This is a genomic window from Janthinobacterium sp. GW456P (assembly GCF_002127655.1).
GTDB lineage: Bacteria > Pseudomonadota > Gammaproteobacteria > Burkholderiales > Burkholderiaceae_D > Janthinobacterium.
The window spans coordinates 35,031-48,790 of sequence record NZ_NEHB01000036.1; the positions used below are offsets into that span (position 1 = coordinate 35,031).

General features: G+C 63.7%; 16 protein-coding genes. 7 read left to right on the forward strand and 9 right to left on the reverse strand.

What is annotated here, in order from left to right:
* Window positions 1-10 precede the first annotated feature (10 nt).
* The 3 genes from mreD to CBW66_RS24825 form a co-directional block, all read right to left on the reverse strand.
* Window positions 11-523 carry a rod shape-determining protein MreD gene (mreD, locus tag CBW66_RS24815; RefSeq protein WP_086139838.1) on the reverse strand — a complete coding sequence of 171 codons (513 nt, stop codon included), beginning with the start codon at window positions 521-523 and terminating at the stop codon, window positions 11-13.
* Complete coding sequence (gene mreC, locus CBW66_RS24820; RefSeq protein WP_086139839.1) at window positions 520-1,584, reverse strand: rod shape-determining protein MreC; 1,065 nt, start codon at window positions 1,582-1,584, stop codon at window positions 520-522. Before mreC ends, mreD begins: the two co-directional genes overlap by 4 nt.
* Before the next feature lie 108 nt (window positions 1,585-1,692).
* Window positions 1,693-2,736 carry a rod shape-determining protein gene (locus CBW66_RS24825; RefSeq protein WP_010393186.1) on the reverse strand — a complete coding sequence of 348 codons (1,044 nt, stop codon included), beginning with the start codon at window positions 2,734-2,736 and terminating at the stop codon, window positions 1,693-1,695.
* Window positions 2,737-3,087: 351 nt separating this feature from the next.
* Between CBW66_RS24825 and gatC the strand changes: the two genes are divergently transcribed.
* The 3 genes from gatC (at window position 3,088) to gatB (ending at window position 6,503) form a co-directional block, all read left to right on the forward strand.
* Window positions 3,088-3,390: an Asp-tRNA(Asn)/Glu-tRNA(Gln) amidotransferase subunit GatC gene (gatC, locus tag CBW66_RS24830; protein ID WP_070222787.1), complete on the forward strand. Its 303-nt coding sequence runs from the start codon at window positions 3,088-3,090 to the stop codon at window positions 3,388-3,390.
* A 106-nt stretch (window positions 3,391-3,496) separates the two neighbouring features.
* Window positions 3,497-4,981 (forward strand): Asp-tRNA(Asn)/Glu-tRNA(Gln) amidotransferase subunit GatA, encoded by a 1,485-nt coding sequence (gatA, locus tag CBW66_RS24835; RefSeq protein ID WP_086139840.1) that lies wholly within the window; start codon window positions 3,497-3,499, stop codon window positions 4,979-4,981.
* A 46-nt stretch (window positions 4,982-5,027) separates the two neighbouring features.
* Window positions 5,028-6,503: an Asp-tRNA(Asn)/Glu-tRNA(Gln) amidotransferase subunit GatB gene (gene gatB, locus CBW66_RS24840; protein WP_276206276.1), complete on the forward strand. Its 1,476-nt coding sequence runs from the start codon at window positions 5,028-5,030 to the stop codon at window positions 6,501-6,503.
* Between the two features lie 126 nt (window positions 6,504-6,629).
* On the opposite strand, the gene CBW66_RS29120 is transcribed toward gatB, so the two are convergent.
* Entirely contained in the window at window positions 6,630-7,373 is a 744-nt protein-coding gene (locus tag CBW66_RS29120) for a hypothetical protein (RefSeq protein ID WP_170933062.1), read from the reverse strand.
* Window positions 7,374-7,548: 175 nt separating this feature from the next.
* Here CBW66_RS29120 and CBW66_RS24850 point away from each other — a divergent pair, with 175 nt between their 5' ends.
* From CBW66_RS24850 to CBW66_RS24860, 3 genes are all read left to right on the forward strand, one after another.
* Complete coding sequence (locus CBW66_RS24850; RefSeq protein ID WP_086139843.1) at window positions 7,549-7,932, forward strand: BlaI/MecI/CopY family transcriptional regulator; 384 nt, start codon at window positions 7,549-7,551, stop codon at window positions 7,930-7,932.
* Window positions 7,929-9,176: a M56 family metallopeptidase gene (locus CBW66_RS24855; RefSeq protein WP_086139844.1), complete on the forward strand. Its 1,248-nt coding sequence runs from the start codon at window positions 7,929-7,931 to the stop codon at window positions 9,174-9,176. Before CBW66_RS24850 ends, CBW66_RS24855 begins: the two co-directional genes overlap by 4 nt.
* Before the next feature lie 97 nt (window positions 9,177-9,273).
* On the forward strand, window positions 9,274-10,311 hold the full coding sequence (locus CBW66_RS24860; RefSeq protein WP_086139845.1) for an oxidoreductase: 1,038 nt from the start codon (window positions 9,274-9,276) through the stop codon (window positions 10,309-10,311).
* Here the strand turns inward: CBW66_RS24860 and CBW66_RS24865 are convergent.
* From CBW66_RS24865 to CBW66_RS24885, 5 genes are all read right to left on the reverse strand, one after another.
* On the reverse strand, window positions 10,304-10,633 hold the full coding sequence (locus CBW66_RS24865; RefSeq protein WP_086139846.1) for a hypothetical protein: 330 nt from the start codon (window positions 10,631-10,633) through the stop codon (window positions 10,304-10,306). The two genes, CBW66_RS24860 and CBW66_RS24865, sit on opposite strands and share 8 nt — an antisense overlap.
* Window positions 10,633-11,097, reverse strand: a complete 465-nt coding sequence (locus CBW66_RS24870; protein WP_086139847.1) for a carboxypeptidase-like regulatory domain-containing protein — start codon at window positions 11,095-11,097, stop codon at window positions 10,633-10,635. The genes CBW66_RS24865 and CBW66_RS24870 overlap by 1 nt, the downstream gene beginning before the upstream one ends.
* Window positions 11,098-11,156: 59 nt before the next feature.
* Window positions 11,157-11,348 (reverse strand): YqaE/Pmp3 family membrane protein, encoded by a 192-nt coding sequence (locus CBW66_RS24875; RefSeq protein WP_086139848.1) that lies wholly within the window; start codon window positions 11,346-11,348, stop codon window positions 11,157-11,159.
* A 95-nt stretch (window positions 11,349-11,443) separates the two neighbouring features.
* A complete protein-coding gene (locus CBW66_RS24880; protein ID WP_086139849.1) occupies window positions 11,444-12,310 on the reverse strand; it encodes an alpha/beta fold hydrolase in 867 nt (288 codons plus the stop codon).
* Between the two features lie 21 nt (window positions 12,311-12,331).
* Complete coding sequence (locus tag CBW66_RS24885; RefSeq protein ID WP_070222806.1) at window positions 12,332-13,225, reverse strand: LysR substrate-binding domain-containing protein; 894 nt, start codon at window positions 13,223-13,225, stop codon at window positions 12,332-12,334.
* A 125-nt stretch (window positions 13,226-13,350) separates the two neighbouring features.
* Between CBW66_RS24885 and CBW66_RS29545 the strand changes: the two genes are divergently transcribed.
* Window positions 13,351-13,760: sulfite exporter TauE/SafE family protein (locus CBW66_RS29545; protein ID WP_253251346.1), on the forward strand; the 410-nt coding region annotated here is incomplete at its 3' end.

The following is a 13,760-nucleotide window of genomic DNA, read 5'->3' on the forward strand; positions in this document are numbered from 1 at the left end:
CAGGCGCCCGTCAGATCGGCCGGTTATGGTCACGGTCCACGGCACGGCGCTGCGGCGCCAGCAGGATCCACGTCACGAAAGGCCAGAGGGCGACGGCGACGAAGCTCTCGATGAAATTGAGCCAGCCGGGGAAACGGCCCGAGACGATCAGCCGCGTCAGCAATTGCAGCGCCTGCGTCAGCAGCAGCAGCGGCAGCACGTGCAGCGCCTGCGTCAGGATGGGGAACCACAGCACGCGCCGGTGCATCATGATGGCGAAATACGACAGCAAGGTATACGCCAAGGCATTCTCGCCCAGCAGGGTCGAGTCGTGCACGTCCATCATCAGGCCCATGAAGAACGCCACGCCGATGCCGACCTTGCGCGGCTGGTGGACGCCCCAGAAGACCAGCACCAGCGCGACGAAATCGGGCACGCCGACGAACTGGCCCCACGGCAGCAGATTCAGCAAAAAAGCGCACAGCAGGGAAAAACCGATGAACAGGGGGCTGACCGGCAGCAGGATGTAATGCGGGCGGTTCATCGTGTCGCTTCCTTCGGTGGCACGGCGGCAGGTGCTGGCGTTGTTACAGGCGTTGCGGCAGGTCCTGCAGGCGCGGCCGGTTTCGGCGCGGGGCTGACGGGCGGTTTCGCTGCCGGCGCGGTCGCGGCGGCAGCCGCAGGCTCCTTGGCCGGGTCCTTGATCGGCGCCATCTTGCCGGCGATCTTGCGGCCCGTCTTGACATCTTCGGCGGGCGGGCGCGGCGGAATATCGGGCGACGTCATCAGGATGAGCAGCTGGGTGTTGCGTTCGATGCCGGCCAGCGGCTGGCACACGACGCGGCCGAACGGGCCATGCGCATTGCGCTCGACCAGGGTCACGCGCGCCACGGCCAGGCCGGCCGGGTACAGACCGTCGAGGCCCGAGGTAATGACGATGTCGCCGATCTGGATGTCGGCGCTGGGGGCCGTGAAGCGCAGCTCCATGGTGCCCGACTTGCCGCGGCCGATGGCCACGCTGCGCACGCCGTTGCGCAGCAGCTGCACGGGAATGGCCTGCTCTTCATCGGTCAGGAGCGTTACTTCGGAGGTGAACGGGAACACGCGCGTGACCTGCCCCACCACACCCAGGTTGTCGATCACGGGGCGGCCCAGTTCCACGCCATGCTGGATGCCGCGATCGAGCACGATCTTGCGCGTGGCCGAATCGCGCGTGTCGTACAGCACTTCGGCCATCATGGTCTTGACGGGCACGCGCTCGCGCGCTTCCATCAGCTTGCGCAAATGGTTGTTTTCAACGATGTTGAGCTGCGCCTGCTGCAGTATCTGCGCCGAGGCGATCTGTTCGTGCTTCAGGTCGCGCACCTGTTTTTCCAGGGCCGACAACGAAGAAAAGTAATTGCCGACGCCGAGCGCCACGTCGCGCGGCACCAGGGCCGCCATCTGCACCGGATACAGCACGGTGCCGACCGCCTGGCGCACGGCCGTCAGCGCGTGCATGCGCGAATCGACCAGCAGCAGGGCGATAGAAATGCCGGCGAACACCATCATCTTGACGCGGGCGGAGGCGCCTTGTTTGAAAAGTGGCGGAGGACTGTATTCCATGACTTCCAATAATCAGGCCAGGCGCAGTGCGCCAACGTGCAGGCCCCGGTCAGACGCCGGCGCCAAAACCAAAAAAAGGCCGGAATGGTTTCCGGCCCTTCTGTCAGATTATTCGTAGGAGAAGATCGAGCCGAGCTTGTCCATACGTTCCAGTGCCATCCCGGAACCGCGCACCACGCAGGTGAGCGGGTCCTCGGCCACCAGCACCGGCAGGCCGGTTTCCTCCATCAGCAGGCGGTCCAGGTCGCGCAGCAGCGCGCCGCCGCCCGTCAGCATCATGCCTTTTTCGGCGATGTCGGCGCCGAGTTCCGGCGGCGTCTGTTCCAGCGCGTTTTTCACGGCTGAGACGATGTTGTTCAGCGGGTCGGTCAGCGCTTCGAGGATCTCGTTGCTGGAAATGGTGAACGAACGCGGGATGCCTTCGGACAGGTTGCGGCCCTTGACTTCCATTTCCTTCACTTCCGAACCAGGGAAAGCCGAACCGATGGCCTTCTTGATGGCTTCGGCCGTCTGTTCGCCGATCAGCATGCCGTAGTTGCGGCGGATGTAGTTGACGATGGCTTCATCGAACTTGTCGCCGCCCACGCGCACGGAACCCTTGTAGACCATGCCGCCGAGCGAGATGATGCCCACTTCCGTCGTGCCGCCGCCGATGTCGACCACCATCGAGCCGGTCGCTTCCGACACGGGCAAGCCCGCGCCGATGGCCGCTGCCATCGGTTCCTCGATCAGGTACACCTGCGAGGCGCCGGCGCCCAGGGCCGATTCGCGGATCGCGCGGCGTTCGACCTGGGTCGAACCGCACGGCACGCAAATGATGATGCGCGGCGATGGACGGAAGAATTTCGAGTCATGCACCATGCGGATGAATTGCTTGAGCATTTGTTCGGTCACGGTGAAGTCGGCGATCACGCCATCTTTCATCGGACGGATCGCTTCGATATTGCCCGGCACTTTGCCCAGCATCTGCTTGGCTTCCTTGCCGACTGCCTGAATGGTCTTCTTGCCATTCGGACCGCCTTCCTGGCGGATGGCGACGACGGAGGGTTCGTCCAGGACGATACCGAGGCCGCGTACATAAATAAGGGTGTTGGCCGTGCCCAAGTCAATGGCCAGATCGGTGGAGATATACCTGCGTAAAAAACCAAACATGAGTGTCCTGTAGCGCATCGAGCTGCGCAAAAGCTGTTTATGGGGAGTTTCAAAGCGGGCGCTTTCAGGCACCCTGAAAATCCGTGGAGGCGATTTTTTCGGGTTTCGCTTGGCGCTTGCGCAATCTTTTCTATGCTGCGGCAGCGGTCCATCAGCGCCGGCAACGCATTAACCCGCCATTCTACCTTATAATTTGAATGCGATTTGCTCAAAAACCATGGAAAAGTGCGACTCTTGCAGCCGCGAGTTACGCGGCATTCCTCGATTTTTGTGAGCAAAATAGCAGTAAATACCCGCGTTTTATCAAAACGCCAACTTAATACTAATGCGCGGCACTCCGCGCCATTCGCCATGTCCCTGACACTCTCCGACGTAAAACGCATCGCCCACCTGGCCCAACTTGAAATGGCCGACGACCAGGCCGTCACGTCTTTGGCCCAATTGAACAAGATTTTTGCACTGGCGGAACAAATGCAAGCCGTCAATACCGATGGCGTGGCGCCCCTGAGCCACCCGCTGGCCGCCCACATGGACAATATCGCCCTGCGCCTGCGCGAGGACGTCGCCACGGAACAGAATCGCCGCGACGCCTACCAGGCCGTGGCACCGAAGGTACAGGATGGACTGTATCTCGTGCCTAAAGTGATCGAATAACTGGCACCTGACATAAGCTACTGCGCGTCGCGACGCTTCTGTCAGGCGCTAGAACGGCGCAGTGCACAAAAAACAATCCTGCCGAATAGATAAAAATAGAAACGCCATGCATACAAAATCCATCAAACAGCTGTCCACGCTTTTGCAGAACAAGGAAATTTCCGCCGTTGCACTGGCGACGCATTTCCTCGACCGCATCGAAGCGGACAACTCGAACGCCTTTTTGCACGTCGACCGTGCCCTGACCCTGGCGCAAGCAGCCGACGCCGATGCGCGCATCGCCGCCGGCACGGCCACGCCGTTGACGGGCGTGCCGATCGCGCACAAGGACTTGTTCGTCACGAAAGGCTGGCGCACGACGGCCGGCTCGAAAATGCTGGCCAACTACGCCAGCCCGTTTGACGCCACCGTGGTGGAAAAATTCCAGGCGGCTGGCATGGTCACTTTGGGCAAGGTCAATTGCGATGAATTCGCCATGGGTTCCGGCAACGAGAACTCGGCCTTCGGCGCCGTGCGCAATCCGTGGGACAAGAACGCCGTGCCGGGCGGCTCGTCCGGCGGTTCGGCCGCCGCCGTGGCGGCCGGCCTGGCACCGGCGGCCACCGGCACCGATACGGGCGGCTCGATCCGCCAGCCTGCCGCTTTTTGCGGCATCACCGGCATCAAGCCGACGTATGGCCGCGTCTCGCGCTTCGGCATGATCGCCTTTGCCTCGTCGCTGGACCAGGGCGGCCCGATGGCCCGCTCGGCCGAAGACTGCGCCCTGCTGCTCACCGCCATGGCCGGCTTCGACGAACGCGACGCGACCAGCCTGTCGCCGGAACAGGGCGGCGTGGCGGAAGATTTTTCGCGCAGTCTTGATGAACCCCTCACCGGCTTGCGCATCGGCGTGCCGCGCGAGTACTTCGGCGAAGGCCTGGCCAAGGACGTGGAAGCGGCCGTGCGCGGCGCACTGGCGCAGTATGAAAAGCTGGGCGCCACCCTGGTCGACATCTCGCTGCCGAATACGGCCCTGTCGATTCCGGCCTATTACATGATCGCGCCGGCCGAAGCGTCGTCGAACCTGTCGCGCTACGACGGCGTGCGCTACGGCCACCGCGCCGCCGAGTACAAAGACTTGCAGGACATGTACAAGAAGTCGCGCGCCCAGGGCTTCGGCCCGGAAGTGCAGCGCCGCATCATGGTCGGCACCTATGTGCTGTGCCACGGCTACTACGACGCCTACTACCTGAAGGCGCAAAAAATCCGCCGCCTGATCGCGCAGGATTTCGACGCCGTGCTGAATGGCCCGAACGCCGTCTGCGACGTCATCATGGGGCCGGTCGCGCCGACCGTCGCCTGGGACCTGGGCGACAAGACGGACGACCCGGTGGCGAACTACCTGGCCGACATCTACACCCTGTCGACCAGCCTGGCGGGCCTGCCCGGCATGTCGATTCCCTGCGGCTTCGGCGCAGGAGACAAGAACAGCAAGCGCCCCGTCGGCCTGCAAATCATCGGCAATTATTTTGGCGAAGCCAAGCTGCTGAACGTGGCCCACCAGTTCCAGCAAGTGACGGACTGGCATACGCGCAGCCCTGCCGGCATTTAAGAAAATCAAGAAAAAATTCGCGCCGCCCAGGCGGCGCCACCAGACAATAAGCGAGAACACTATGCAATGGGAAGTCGTCATCGGTCTTGAGAACCACGTGCAGCTCACGACCGAATCCAAAATTTTCAGCGGTTCGCCGATCAAGTACGGCGCCGAAGCCAACACGCAGGCGAGCCCCGTCGATCTGGCGCTGCCGGGCGTGCTGCCGGTGATGAACAAGCAAGCGGTCGACCGCGCGATCCGCTTCGGCCTGGCCGTGGGCGCCACCGTCGCGCCGCACTCGGTCTTCGCGCGTAAAAACTATTTTTACCCCGATTCGCCCAAGGGCTACCAGATCAGCCAGTTCGAAGACCCTGTCGTCATCGGCGGCGCCCTGACCTTCGGCTACGAAAAGGACGGCGAATTCGTCACCAAGACGGTGAACCTGACGCGCGCCCACCTGGAAGAAGACGCGGGAAAATCGCTGCATGAAGACTATGCGGGCATGAGCGGCATCGACTTGAACCGCGCCGGCACGCCGCTGCTGGAAATCGTCTCGGAGCCGGAAATCCGCAGCGCCGCCGAAGCCGTGGCCTACGCCAAGGCGCTGCACTCGCTGGTCATGTGGCTGGGCGTTTGCGACGGCAACATGCAGGAAGGCTCGTTCCGCTGCGACGTCAACGTCTCCGTGCGTCCCGTCGGCCAGAAGGAATTCGGCACCCGCTGCGAAATCAAGAACCTGAACTCTTTCCGCTTCATCGAGGAAGCCGTGCACGTCGAAGTGCGCCGCCAGATCGAACTGATCGAAGACGGCGGCAAGGTCGTGCAAGCGACGCGTCTGTACGATCCGGACCGCAAGGAAACGCGCGAAATGCGCAGCAAGGAAGACGCCCAGGATTACCGCTACTTCCCGGACCCTGACCTGCCGCCGCTGGTCATCTCGCAAGCCTGGATCGATACCGTCAAGGCATCGATGCCGGAACTGCCGGCCGCCATGCGCGCGCGCTTCATCAGCGAATACGCGCTGCCGGACTACGATGCGCTGGTGCTGACGCAGTCGAAAGCCATGGCCACTTATTTTGTTGCCGTGGTGGAGAAGGCCGGCAAGGAAAACGCCAAGGCCGCCGCCAACTGGCTGATGGGCGACGTCTCGTCGACCCTGAACCGCGAAGGCGTGGACCTGGACGACGCACCCGTCTCCGCCGCGCAGCTGGCGGCCATGCTCAAACGCATCGCCGATGGCACGATCTCGAACAAGGCGGCAAAAGAAGTCTTCGTTGGCATGTGGGAAGCGAAGTCAAACGACGAGAACCTGGTCGATACCATCATCGATGCCAAGGATCTGAGACAAATCTCGGACTCGGGCGCCCTGGAAGCCATCGTCGACGCAGTGCTGGCGGCCAACGCCAAGTCGGTGGAGCAGTATCGCGCCGGCAAGGAAGCGGCGATCAACGCGCTGATCGGCCAGTCCATGAAGGCCTCCAAAGGCAAGGCCGACCCGGCCCAGCTGACGGAACTGCTGAAAGCCAAGCTGGCGGAATAAGCGCCCCTCCATTCCCCTCAAAAAAAGACGCCGCGGCGTCTTTTTTTAATGGAGAAACTGGCATGCCAGGTATCTGGCGATGCCTGCGCCCCTCCCCTTGCCGCCCTGGGCGGCGCCCGCCACGCCTTACTTGGCCGCTGCTGCCGCAGCGGCAGCAGCGGCAGCAGCGTCTGCGGCGTGCTCAGCAGCTTCGGCAGCGGCAGCGAACAGCGCCGGATTCGGACAGTACACGGAACCGAATTGCGATTGCGCGTGCGGCCCCTTAATCAAATGCTTGGCTTGCCCGGTGTCGTTATCGATCACGGCAACACGGCAACCGCCGGGGTCAAGGGAAAAGAAGGCGCCCAGATGGCCATCGGCCTTCAAGGTGTAGCTATGTCCCGCTTCCAGGTAGGCGGCAAAGGACATCGAACACTCGTTCGATGAACCGACAGGGAAATTGACAAAGAAATGCGACATGCCTTCCGGCAGGCGCACCATGACCGGCGGATCGCTGAACTTCGCGCCCTGGAAACTGGCCAGCTCGAAGCTGCGTTGCGCCTTCCACTTGCCGTCGGGAGCACAGTCGACTTCATTGCGGTCGACGGTGGCTTTTTGCCGCGACCCGGTATGGATCGATTGAATCGCCAGACTGGCCGACGGCTGCGTGGTATCTGCAAATACATAGCGGGGAGAGGAGCGCGTGGTATGGCATCCGGCCAGCACGAGAGTACAGGTCGTCAACAGCAAAATTTCTTTAAGGCGCATGGCAGAGTAAGGGAGAGTAAGGGAGAGAGTAAATGAGCGCTCGGCCATATCCAGATGATCGGCGAGATCAACTATATTCCAGCAGGAATAGAAGATGATTACATGATAATTTCCATAATGCAATTATCTCGACGCCGCCGCGTGTGCGCTTACCTGCCAAGCGGCGCATCTATACCGTGCTGTCTAGTTCATTTCATCGCATAAATGCAGCTTGTGCTCCATTTGAAAATTAAAGTATACATTTCTGTCTACAACGATTAATCTAGCCCTATTGAATTTCAGGCAAGAGGAAAACAGCATGGCCAAGACACCCGACATCCCGAAACCGACGGCGGCCGAACTCGATCTGCTGCAAGCGCTGTGGCCGCTGGGCGCCGCCACGGCCAAGCAGGTGCACGAGGCGATGGCGCTGGCCAAGCCGGCCATCACCTACGGCACCGTGCTGCGCCTGATGCAGATCATGCATGGCAAGGGCTTGCTGATCCGCGACGCAAGCCAGCGTTCGCACGTGTATGCGCCGGCGCAGGCGCAGGACAGCCTGCAGACGAACCTGCTCAAGGAGTTGATGCAGAAAGCCTTTGCCGGTTCGGCCAAGGCGCTGGTGCTGGCGGCGCTGCGCACGGGCGTGTCGCGCGCCGAACGCGAAGAAATCGAAAAAATGCTCAAGGACGATCAGCCATGAGCGGCGTCGTGCCGGCGCTGGGCTGGACCCTGCTGCACTTCCTGTGGCAAGGCTTGCTGATCGGCTGCGCCACGGCGCTGGCGTGGGCCGCCCTGCGCAATGCGCGTCCCGAGGCGCGCTACGCCGTCGGTTGCGGCGCCCTGCTGGCCTGCCTGGCATGGCCGGCGGCGGGCTTGTATTGGCGCCTGGCGGGCGGCGATGCCACGGGCGCCCTGTACTCCAGCGCCTTGCTGCCCGCCGCCCTGCTGGCACCCGACAGCCTGCCCGACCTGGACCTGCTGCTGCGCGCCGTCGTCGGCGTGTGGGCCTTGTGCGCCGCCGTGCTGGCCGTGCGCATGGCGCTGGGCATGCTGTGGATAGCGCGCAGCGCCAGGAACACGGGCACCACGCATGGACAACTGCAGACCAGGCTGTCGCGCATGGCGCACGATGCCGGCGTGGCGCGGCCCGTGCGACTGCGCGTGCTCGATGGCATCGCCAGTCCGCTCACGGCCGGCATCTGGCGGCCCATGGTGCTGGTGCCCGCAGCCCTGGTCACCGGCATGCCGCCGCACCTGCTCGACGCGCTGCTGGCGCATGAACTGGCGCACATCCGGCGCCACGATTATCTGCTCAACCTGCTGCAAAACGCCATCGAGGCGCTGCTGTTCTTCCACCCTGCCGTCTGGTGGATTTCACGCGGCGTGCGCCTCGAACGCGAACACATTGCAGATGATTTCGCAGCAAGACAACTGGGCGAACCGCGGCGTCTGGCTCTTGCACTCTCGGAACTGGAACGTCTCCAGTTCTCAACCCACCACCTGGCCCAGGCGGCCAACGGAGGAGATCTTATGTCACGTATCAAACGATTGCTGCGCCCCGCACCACAAGCCCTGAACTGGAAGGCGGCCGTGCCGCTGCTGGCATTGGCCGGCGCCTGCCTCGGCATCTACGGCCAGGCCGTCGCCGCCGACAGCGCACCCGTGCTGGAGCGCCGCCCCGTCATCGACTTTGGCGTGTGCGGCAAACCGGTCTACCCGGCCGCATCGCTGCAGGCCAAGGAAACGGGTACGGTCAACATGTCTTTCGACGTCGATGCCGCCGGCAAGGTAACGGGTTCGAGCGTGGTCAAGAGCAGCGGCCATCCGGCCCTCGACGAGGCAGCGCGCAGCGGCATTGCCAAATGCACGTTCAAGCCGGCCCTCGCTGGCGGCAAGCCGGTCGGCGCCAGCGTCAAGGTGCAATACGTCTGGAGCCTGAACTAAGACATGCGCAGCGGCATCGCAGCAGCATTGCAGCAGCGGTGCCGCCGCCCGCTTGCGGGTATGATCGTGGATTCTTCCACGCACCTGTGAACACGCCATGAACAAGATCAAAACCGGCCTGGTCGGCTACGGCTTTGCCGGCTCCACCTTCCACGCTCCCGTCCTGTCCGCCATCGATGCATTGGAACTGGCGGCGGTCGCCTCGAGCAAGCCGGACCTCGTGCACAAGGATTGGCCGCACGCCGCCGTGTATGCGGATGCGGCGCAGCTGTTTGCCGATGCCTCGATCGAACTGGTCGTCATCGCCGCCCCCAACGAGGCGCATTTCAGCCTGGCGCAGGCGGCCCTGCAGGCGGGCAAGCACGTGGTGGTCGACAAGCCGTTCACCATTTCCAGCACCGAGGCGCAGAGCCTGATCGCGCTGGCGAAGGAGCGCAAGCTGGTGCTCAGCGTGTATCACAACCGGCGCTGGGATGGCGACTTCCTGACCCTGAAAGCGCTGCTGGCGCAAGGCACCCTGGGGCGCATCGCCAGCGTCGAATCGCACTTCGACCGTTTCCGCCCCGAGATCCGCCAGCGCTGGCGCGAGTCCGCCGCGCCGGGCGGCGGCCTGCTGTACGACCTGGGTCCGCACATGCTGGACCAGGCCATGCAGCTGTTCGGCAAGCCGGAAAAACTGTACGCCGATATCGCCCTGCAGCGCGATGGCGCGCAAGCCGTCGACTACATGCATCTCGTTTTGTACTACGACCGGCTGCGCGTGGTGCTGCAAGCGGGCTGCCTGGTGAAGGCGCCGACGGCGCGCTTCGCCGTGCATGGCGACAAGGGCAGTTTCGTGAAATTCGGCCTCGACCCGCAGGAAGACGCCCTGAAGGCGGGCGGCAGACCAGGCCAGCCGGGCTGGGGCGTGGACCCCGTGCGCGGCGCGCTGCACCTGGGCACGCAGCCGGACGGCCATTGCGAACACCTGGAAATGCAGGCGGGCCGCTACCAGGACTTTTACCAGGGCATGGCCGACGCCATCCGCCGCGGCGCGCCGGCGCCGGTGGCGGCCGAGGATGCGGCGGCGACGATACGCCTGATCGAACTGGCGTTGCAAAGCGCTGCCGAAGGGCGCGTGCTCGCGGTCAGTTGATGACGAAGGCCAGCACCACGGCACCCAGCGCCAGCAGCGCCAGGCCGCAGATGAACAGCAGCTCGCCCCACGATTCGTAGCGCAAGCGCGACTGGCCGGGGCGCAGCGACATGAACGAGAGCACGGCGCTGACGAGAAAAACGATGGCATCGACGGCGAGCAGCTTGTCGATGGCCACGCGCACCTCGCCGCGCGGCGCCAAATGCCCGATCGACAGCACCGTCATGCACACGCCGACCATCGTCGCCGACGTGGGCAGGATATGTGCCGACAAGCCCCGCGCCGACAAGCCCTGTTCAGGCGCCTTGCCGTCGCCAGCCATCAGGATTTACCTTGATTCGTTCCCGCCGGCCAGACCAGCTCTACCCGCGCGGAACTGCCCGCCTTGATTTGCACCTTGCGTTCCAATGTCTTGCCGGCCAGGGTGGCGCGCAGGCTGTAGCTGCCTGGCGGCAGTTTCGCCAGCAGGAACGGTCCGCTGGCCGTCGTGTCCAGCACCGGCGCGCCCTTGGCGTCGCGTATTTCCAGCTTCACGTCGGAGGCAAATTCCGCCTTGCCCGCCGCCTGCACGGAAAACACCAGGCTCAAAGGCCAATGCCGGCTGGCGCTCTTGATGGCCGTCGACTCATCGAGGCCGATGCCGCCGCTCAGGTACTCCACCGCCCCGCTCTTCTGCACGGGCGGCAGTGCGTTATCGGTCTGGGCCTGCGCCGCACTTCCCAGCAACAGCCCGGCGGCCAGCATTGCCGCCGCCAGGGTCAAGGTACCGCGTCTGTTGAATGCCATCTCACTCTCCTCATGTCGGTTGAATCAAGATAGGAAGCGCAGCTTAGGCCAGCCTTAGCTTAGCGCCGGCGCATGGCGTCGGCGATTTTCTGGTCCGTCTTGTACTGGCTCAGCGCATACACGGCCCAGATCGTGGCCGGCAGCCAGCCGATCACGGTGATTTGCAGGATCAGGCAAATGATGCCGGCGATCGGACGGCCGATCGTGAAAAAGGTCAGCCATGGGAGTATCAGGGCAATCAGCAAGCGCATCGTTCGTTCCTTGAGTATTCCCCTGTGCCGCGGGGACCGGGCCGGCATGCGCCGACGGTCAATTCAGTCAAATCGATTATAACGATACTGGCGCCTCACGCCGGCACGGGTGCGAGCAATTTTTCCATCCAGTCCAGGATGGCGGCAAAGATTGTCTCGCGGTTCACTTCATTGAAATTCTCGTGATAGTTGGCTGGGTAAAAATGATAGTCGAGCAAGCCATCGGGCACGCTGCGCAGCAGGCTTTCCGTGGCGCGGCTGTCGGCCAGCTTGTCGTCGCCCGCCACCACGGCGAACAGGGGGAAGCGCCAGTCCGACAAGCCGCCCGCCAGCGCCTTTTGCGCCGACGTGAGCGCATGGGCGAAGCGCACCGACGCCGCGCTGGCGCGGATGCCGTCGCGCTCGTCCTGGAAATGGCGCGCGGTGATGGTTTGGTCGTGCGTCAGCAGCATGGTCAGATTCCCCAGTGGCACCTTCATCGTCGGGAAACGCCGCGCCAGCCAGCCCGACAGCATCTGCAGCACCTTCGGCACGGGTATCGCATTCACGTAATACGGCGACGAAATCACAAATCCCTTGATGGCCGGGTCACCCGCAAAGCGGCGCAGCCCCAGGTGGGTGGCGATCAGGCCGCCCATCGAGTGGCCCATGACGAACACGGGCACGCCCGGATACGTCTGCTTGACCCAGGCCAGGAACAGCTCCTCGTCATCGAGGAAGGCGTCGAACGAGGGGATATCGACCTTGCGCTTGCCGTCGTGGCCCACCATATCGAAGCTGACGGTGGCGATGCCGTGCTGGCGGAAATACAGCGCCGGCGTGACGTAATCGCCCGCATGCGCCATGCCGCCGTGGATCGCCAGGATCACGGCGCGGGGATGCTCCGGCTGCCAGATGTGGATGGGCCGCTCGACCCGGTCGCTGCACAGCAGGCTGGCCATCTTGTCTTCTGAAAAACGCATCGCTGCTCCTGTCATGCCCTGTCACGCCTTCAGATGATCGATCAACTGGCGCGCATACAGGGGTAATTCACTGAACTGGCGCACGCAGATCGTCAGATTGCGTACCGACCAGGGATCGGATAATTCCAGGCAGCGCAGCGCCATCGTCTGCTGGCAGCGGCTGGCAGCCGCCAGCGGCACCACGCTGATGCCCACGCCGCTGGCCACCATACGGCAGACGGCATCGAAGCTGCGCAGGCGCACGCGCACCTTCAAGGGGCGGCCCAGGCGCGCCGCATGCATGCCCAGGTACTGCTGCATCGCGCTGTCGTCGGCCAGGCCGATGAAATCGTGATCCAGCAGCGTGGAGAACGCGACGACGCCATCCTGGCCCAGAGCGCGGTGGTGCACGCCGTCGGCCGCGGCGATCACCACCAGCCGGTCGGGGCGGAACAAAAACGTCTGCAAACCGCGCATGTCGACCGAGTCGGACACGATGCCCATGTCGGCCAGCCCTTCCGAGACGGCCTTGACGATATCGTAACTGAGGCGCTCTTCCAGGTCGATGGTGAGGTTCGGATGGCGGTCGAGAAAAGCACCGAGCGCCTCGGGCAAAAATTCGCTGAGCGCGGCCGTATTGCACAGCAGCCGCAACTGCCCTTTCAGGCCGCGCGCAAATTCGCCAAGCTCGCCACGCATTTTCTCCATTTGCAGCAATACGAGGCGCGCGTGATGCAGCAAGGTCTGGCCCACGGGGGTCGGCTCCACGCCACGCCGGCCGCGCAGCAGCAAGGGCATGCCCAGCATCTCTTCCATGCCGCGCACGCGCGCACTGCTTGACGCCAGCGCCAGGTGGCTGCGCGCGGCGCCCGCCGTCAGGCTGCCCGCCTCCACGACGTTGACGAACAGCTGCAAATCGACCAGATCAAAGCGCATGACGGCTCCCCTTTTCACCATCTTACCAGCCTTCGTATTTTACTGAGGCTGACTCAAAATAATCCACCTTGGCGAAATCCGCCAGCACGCGCAGAATCCACGCAATTCACTGTGGAACAGAAAAAATGGAGATGTCATTTCTGCTGGCCGTCGGCGCCAGCTTCCTCGTCGCTGGCTTCGTCAAGGGCGTAGTTGGATTGGGCTTGCCGACGGTGGCCATGGGCACGCTCAGCCTCGTCATGCCGCCCGTGCAGGCGGCGGCCCTCTTGATCGTGCCGTCGATGGTGACGAATTTCTGGCAGGTGGCGGCCGGCCCCGGACTGCGCGACCTGCTGCGCCGCCTGTGGCCCATGCTGGCGGCCGTCATGGCCGGCACTGTGGCGGGCGGCGCCGTGATGCCGGCCGACGGCGGCGCCTGGGCCGTCGTCGCGCTGGGCGTGGCGCTGATGCTGTATGCGCTGGCGGGCTTGTCTTCGCTGCAGCTGCGCGTTCCGGCGCGGCACGAAGCCTGGCTGGGGCCATTGGCGGGTGCCGC

Coding starts and splice junctions, on each gene's coding strand:
- mreD (WP_086139838.1), bottom strand. CDS start 523: ATGAACCGCCCGCATTACATCCTGCTGCCGGTCAGCCCCCTGTTCATC.
- mreC (WP_086139839.1), bottom strand. CDS start 1,584: ATGGAATACAGTCCTCCGCCACTTTTCAAACAAGGCGCCTCCGCCCGC.
- CBW66_RS24825 (WP_010393186.1), bottom strand. CDS start 2,736: ATGTTTGGTTTTTTACGCAGGTATATCTCCACCGATCTGGCCATTGAC.
- gatC (WP_070222787.1), top strand. CDS start 3,088: ATGTCCCTGACACTCTCCGACGTAAAACGCATCGCCCACCTGGCCCAA.
- gatA (WP_086139840.1), top strand. CDS start 3,497: ATGCATACAAAATCCATCAAACAGCTGTCCACGCTTTTGCAGAACAAG.
- CBW66_RS24850 (WP_086139843.1), top strand. CDS start 7,549: ATGGCCAAGACACCCGACATCCCGAAACCGACGGCGGCCGAACTCGAT.
- CBW66_RS24855 (WP_086139844.1), top strand. CDS start 7,929: ATGAGCGGCGTCGTGCCGGCGCTGGGCTGGACCCTGCTGCACTTCCTG.
- CBW66_RS24860 (WP_086139845.1), top strand. CDS start 9,274: ATGAACAAGATCAAAACCGGCCTGGTCGGCTACGGCTTTGCCGGCTCC.
- CBW66_RS24865 (WP_086139846.1), bottom strand. CDS start 10,633: ATGGCTGGCGACGGCAAGGCGCCTGAACAGGGCTTGTCGGCGCGGGGC.
- CBW66_RS24870 (WP_086139847.1), bottom strand. CDS start 11,097: ATGGCATTCAACAGACGCGGTACCTTGACCCTGGCGGCGGCAATGCTG.
- CBW66_RS24875 (WP_086139848.1), bottom strand. CDS start 11,348: ATGCGCTTGCTGATTGCCCTGATACTCCCATGGCTGACCTTTTTCACG.
- CBW66_RS24880 (WP_086139849.1), bottom strand. CDS start 12,310: ATGCGTTTTTCAGAAGACAAGATGGCCAGCCTGCTGTGCAGCGACCGG.
- CBW66_RS24885 (WP_070222806.1), bottom strand. CDS start 13,225: ATGCGCTTTGATCTGGTCGATTTGCAGCTGTTCGTCAACGTCGTGGAG.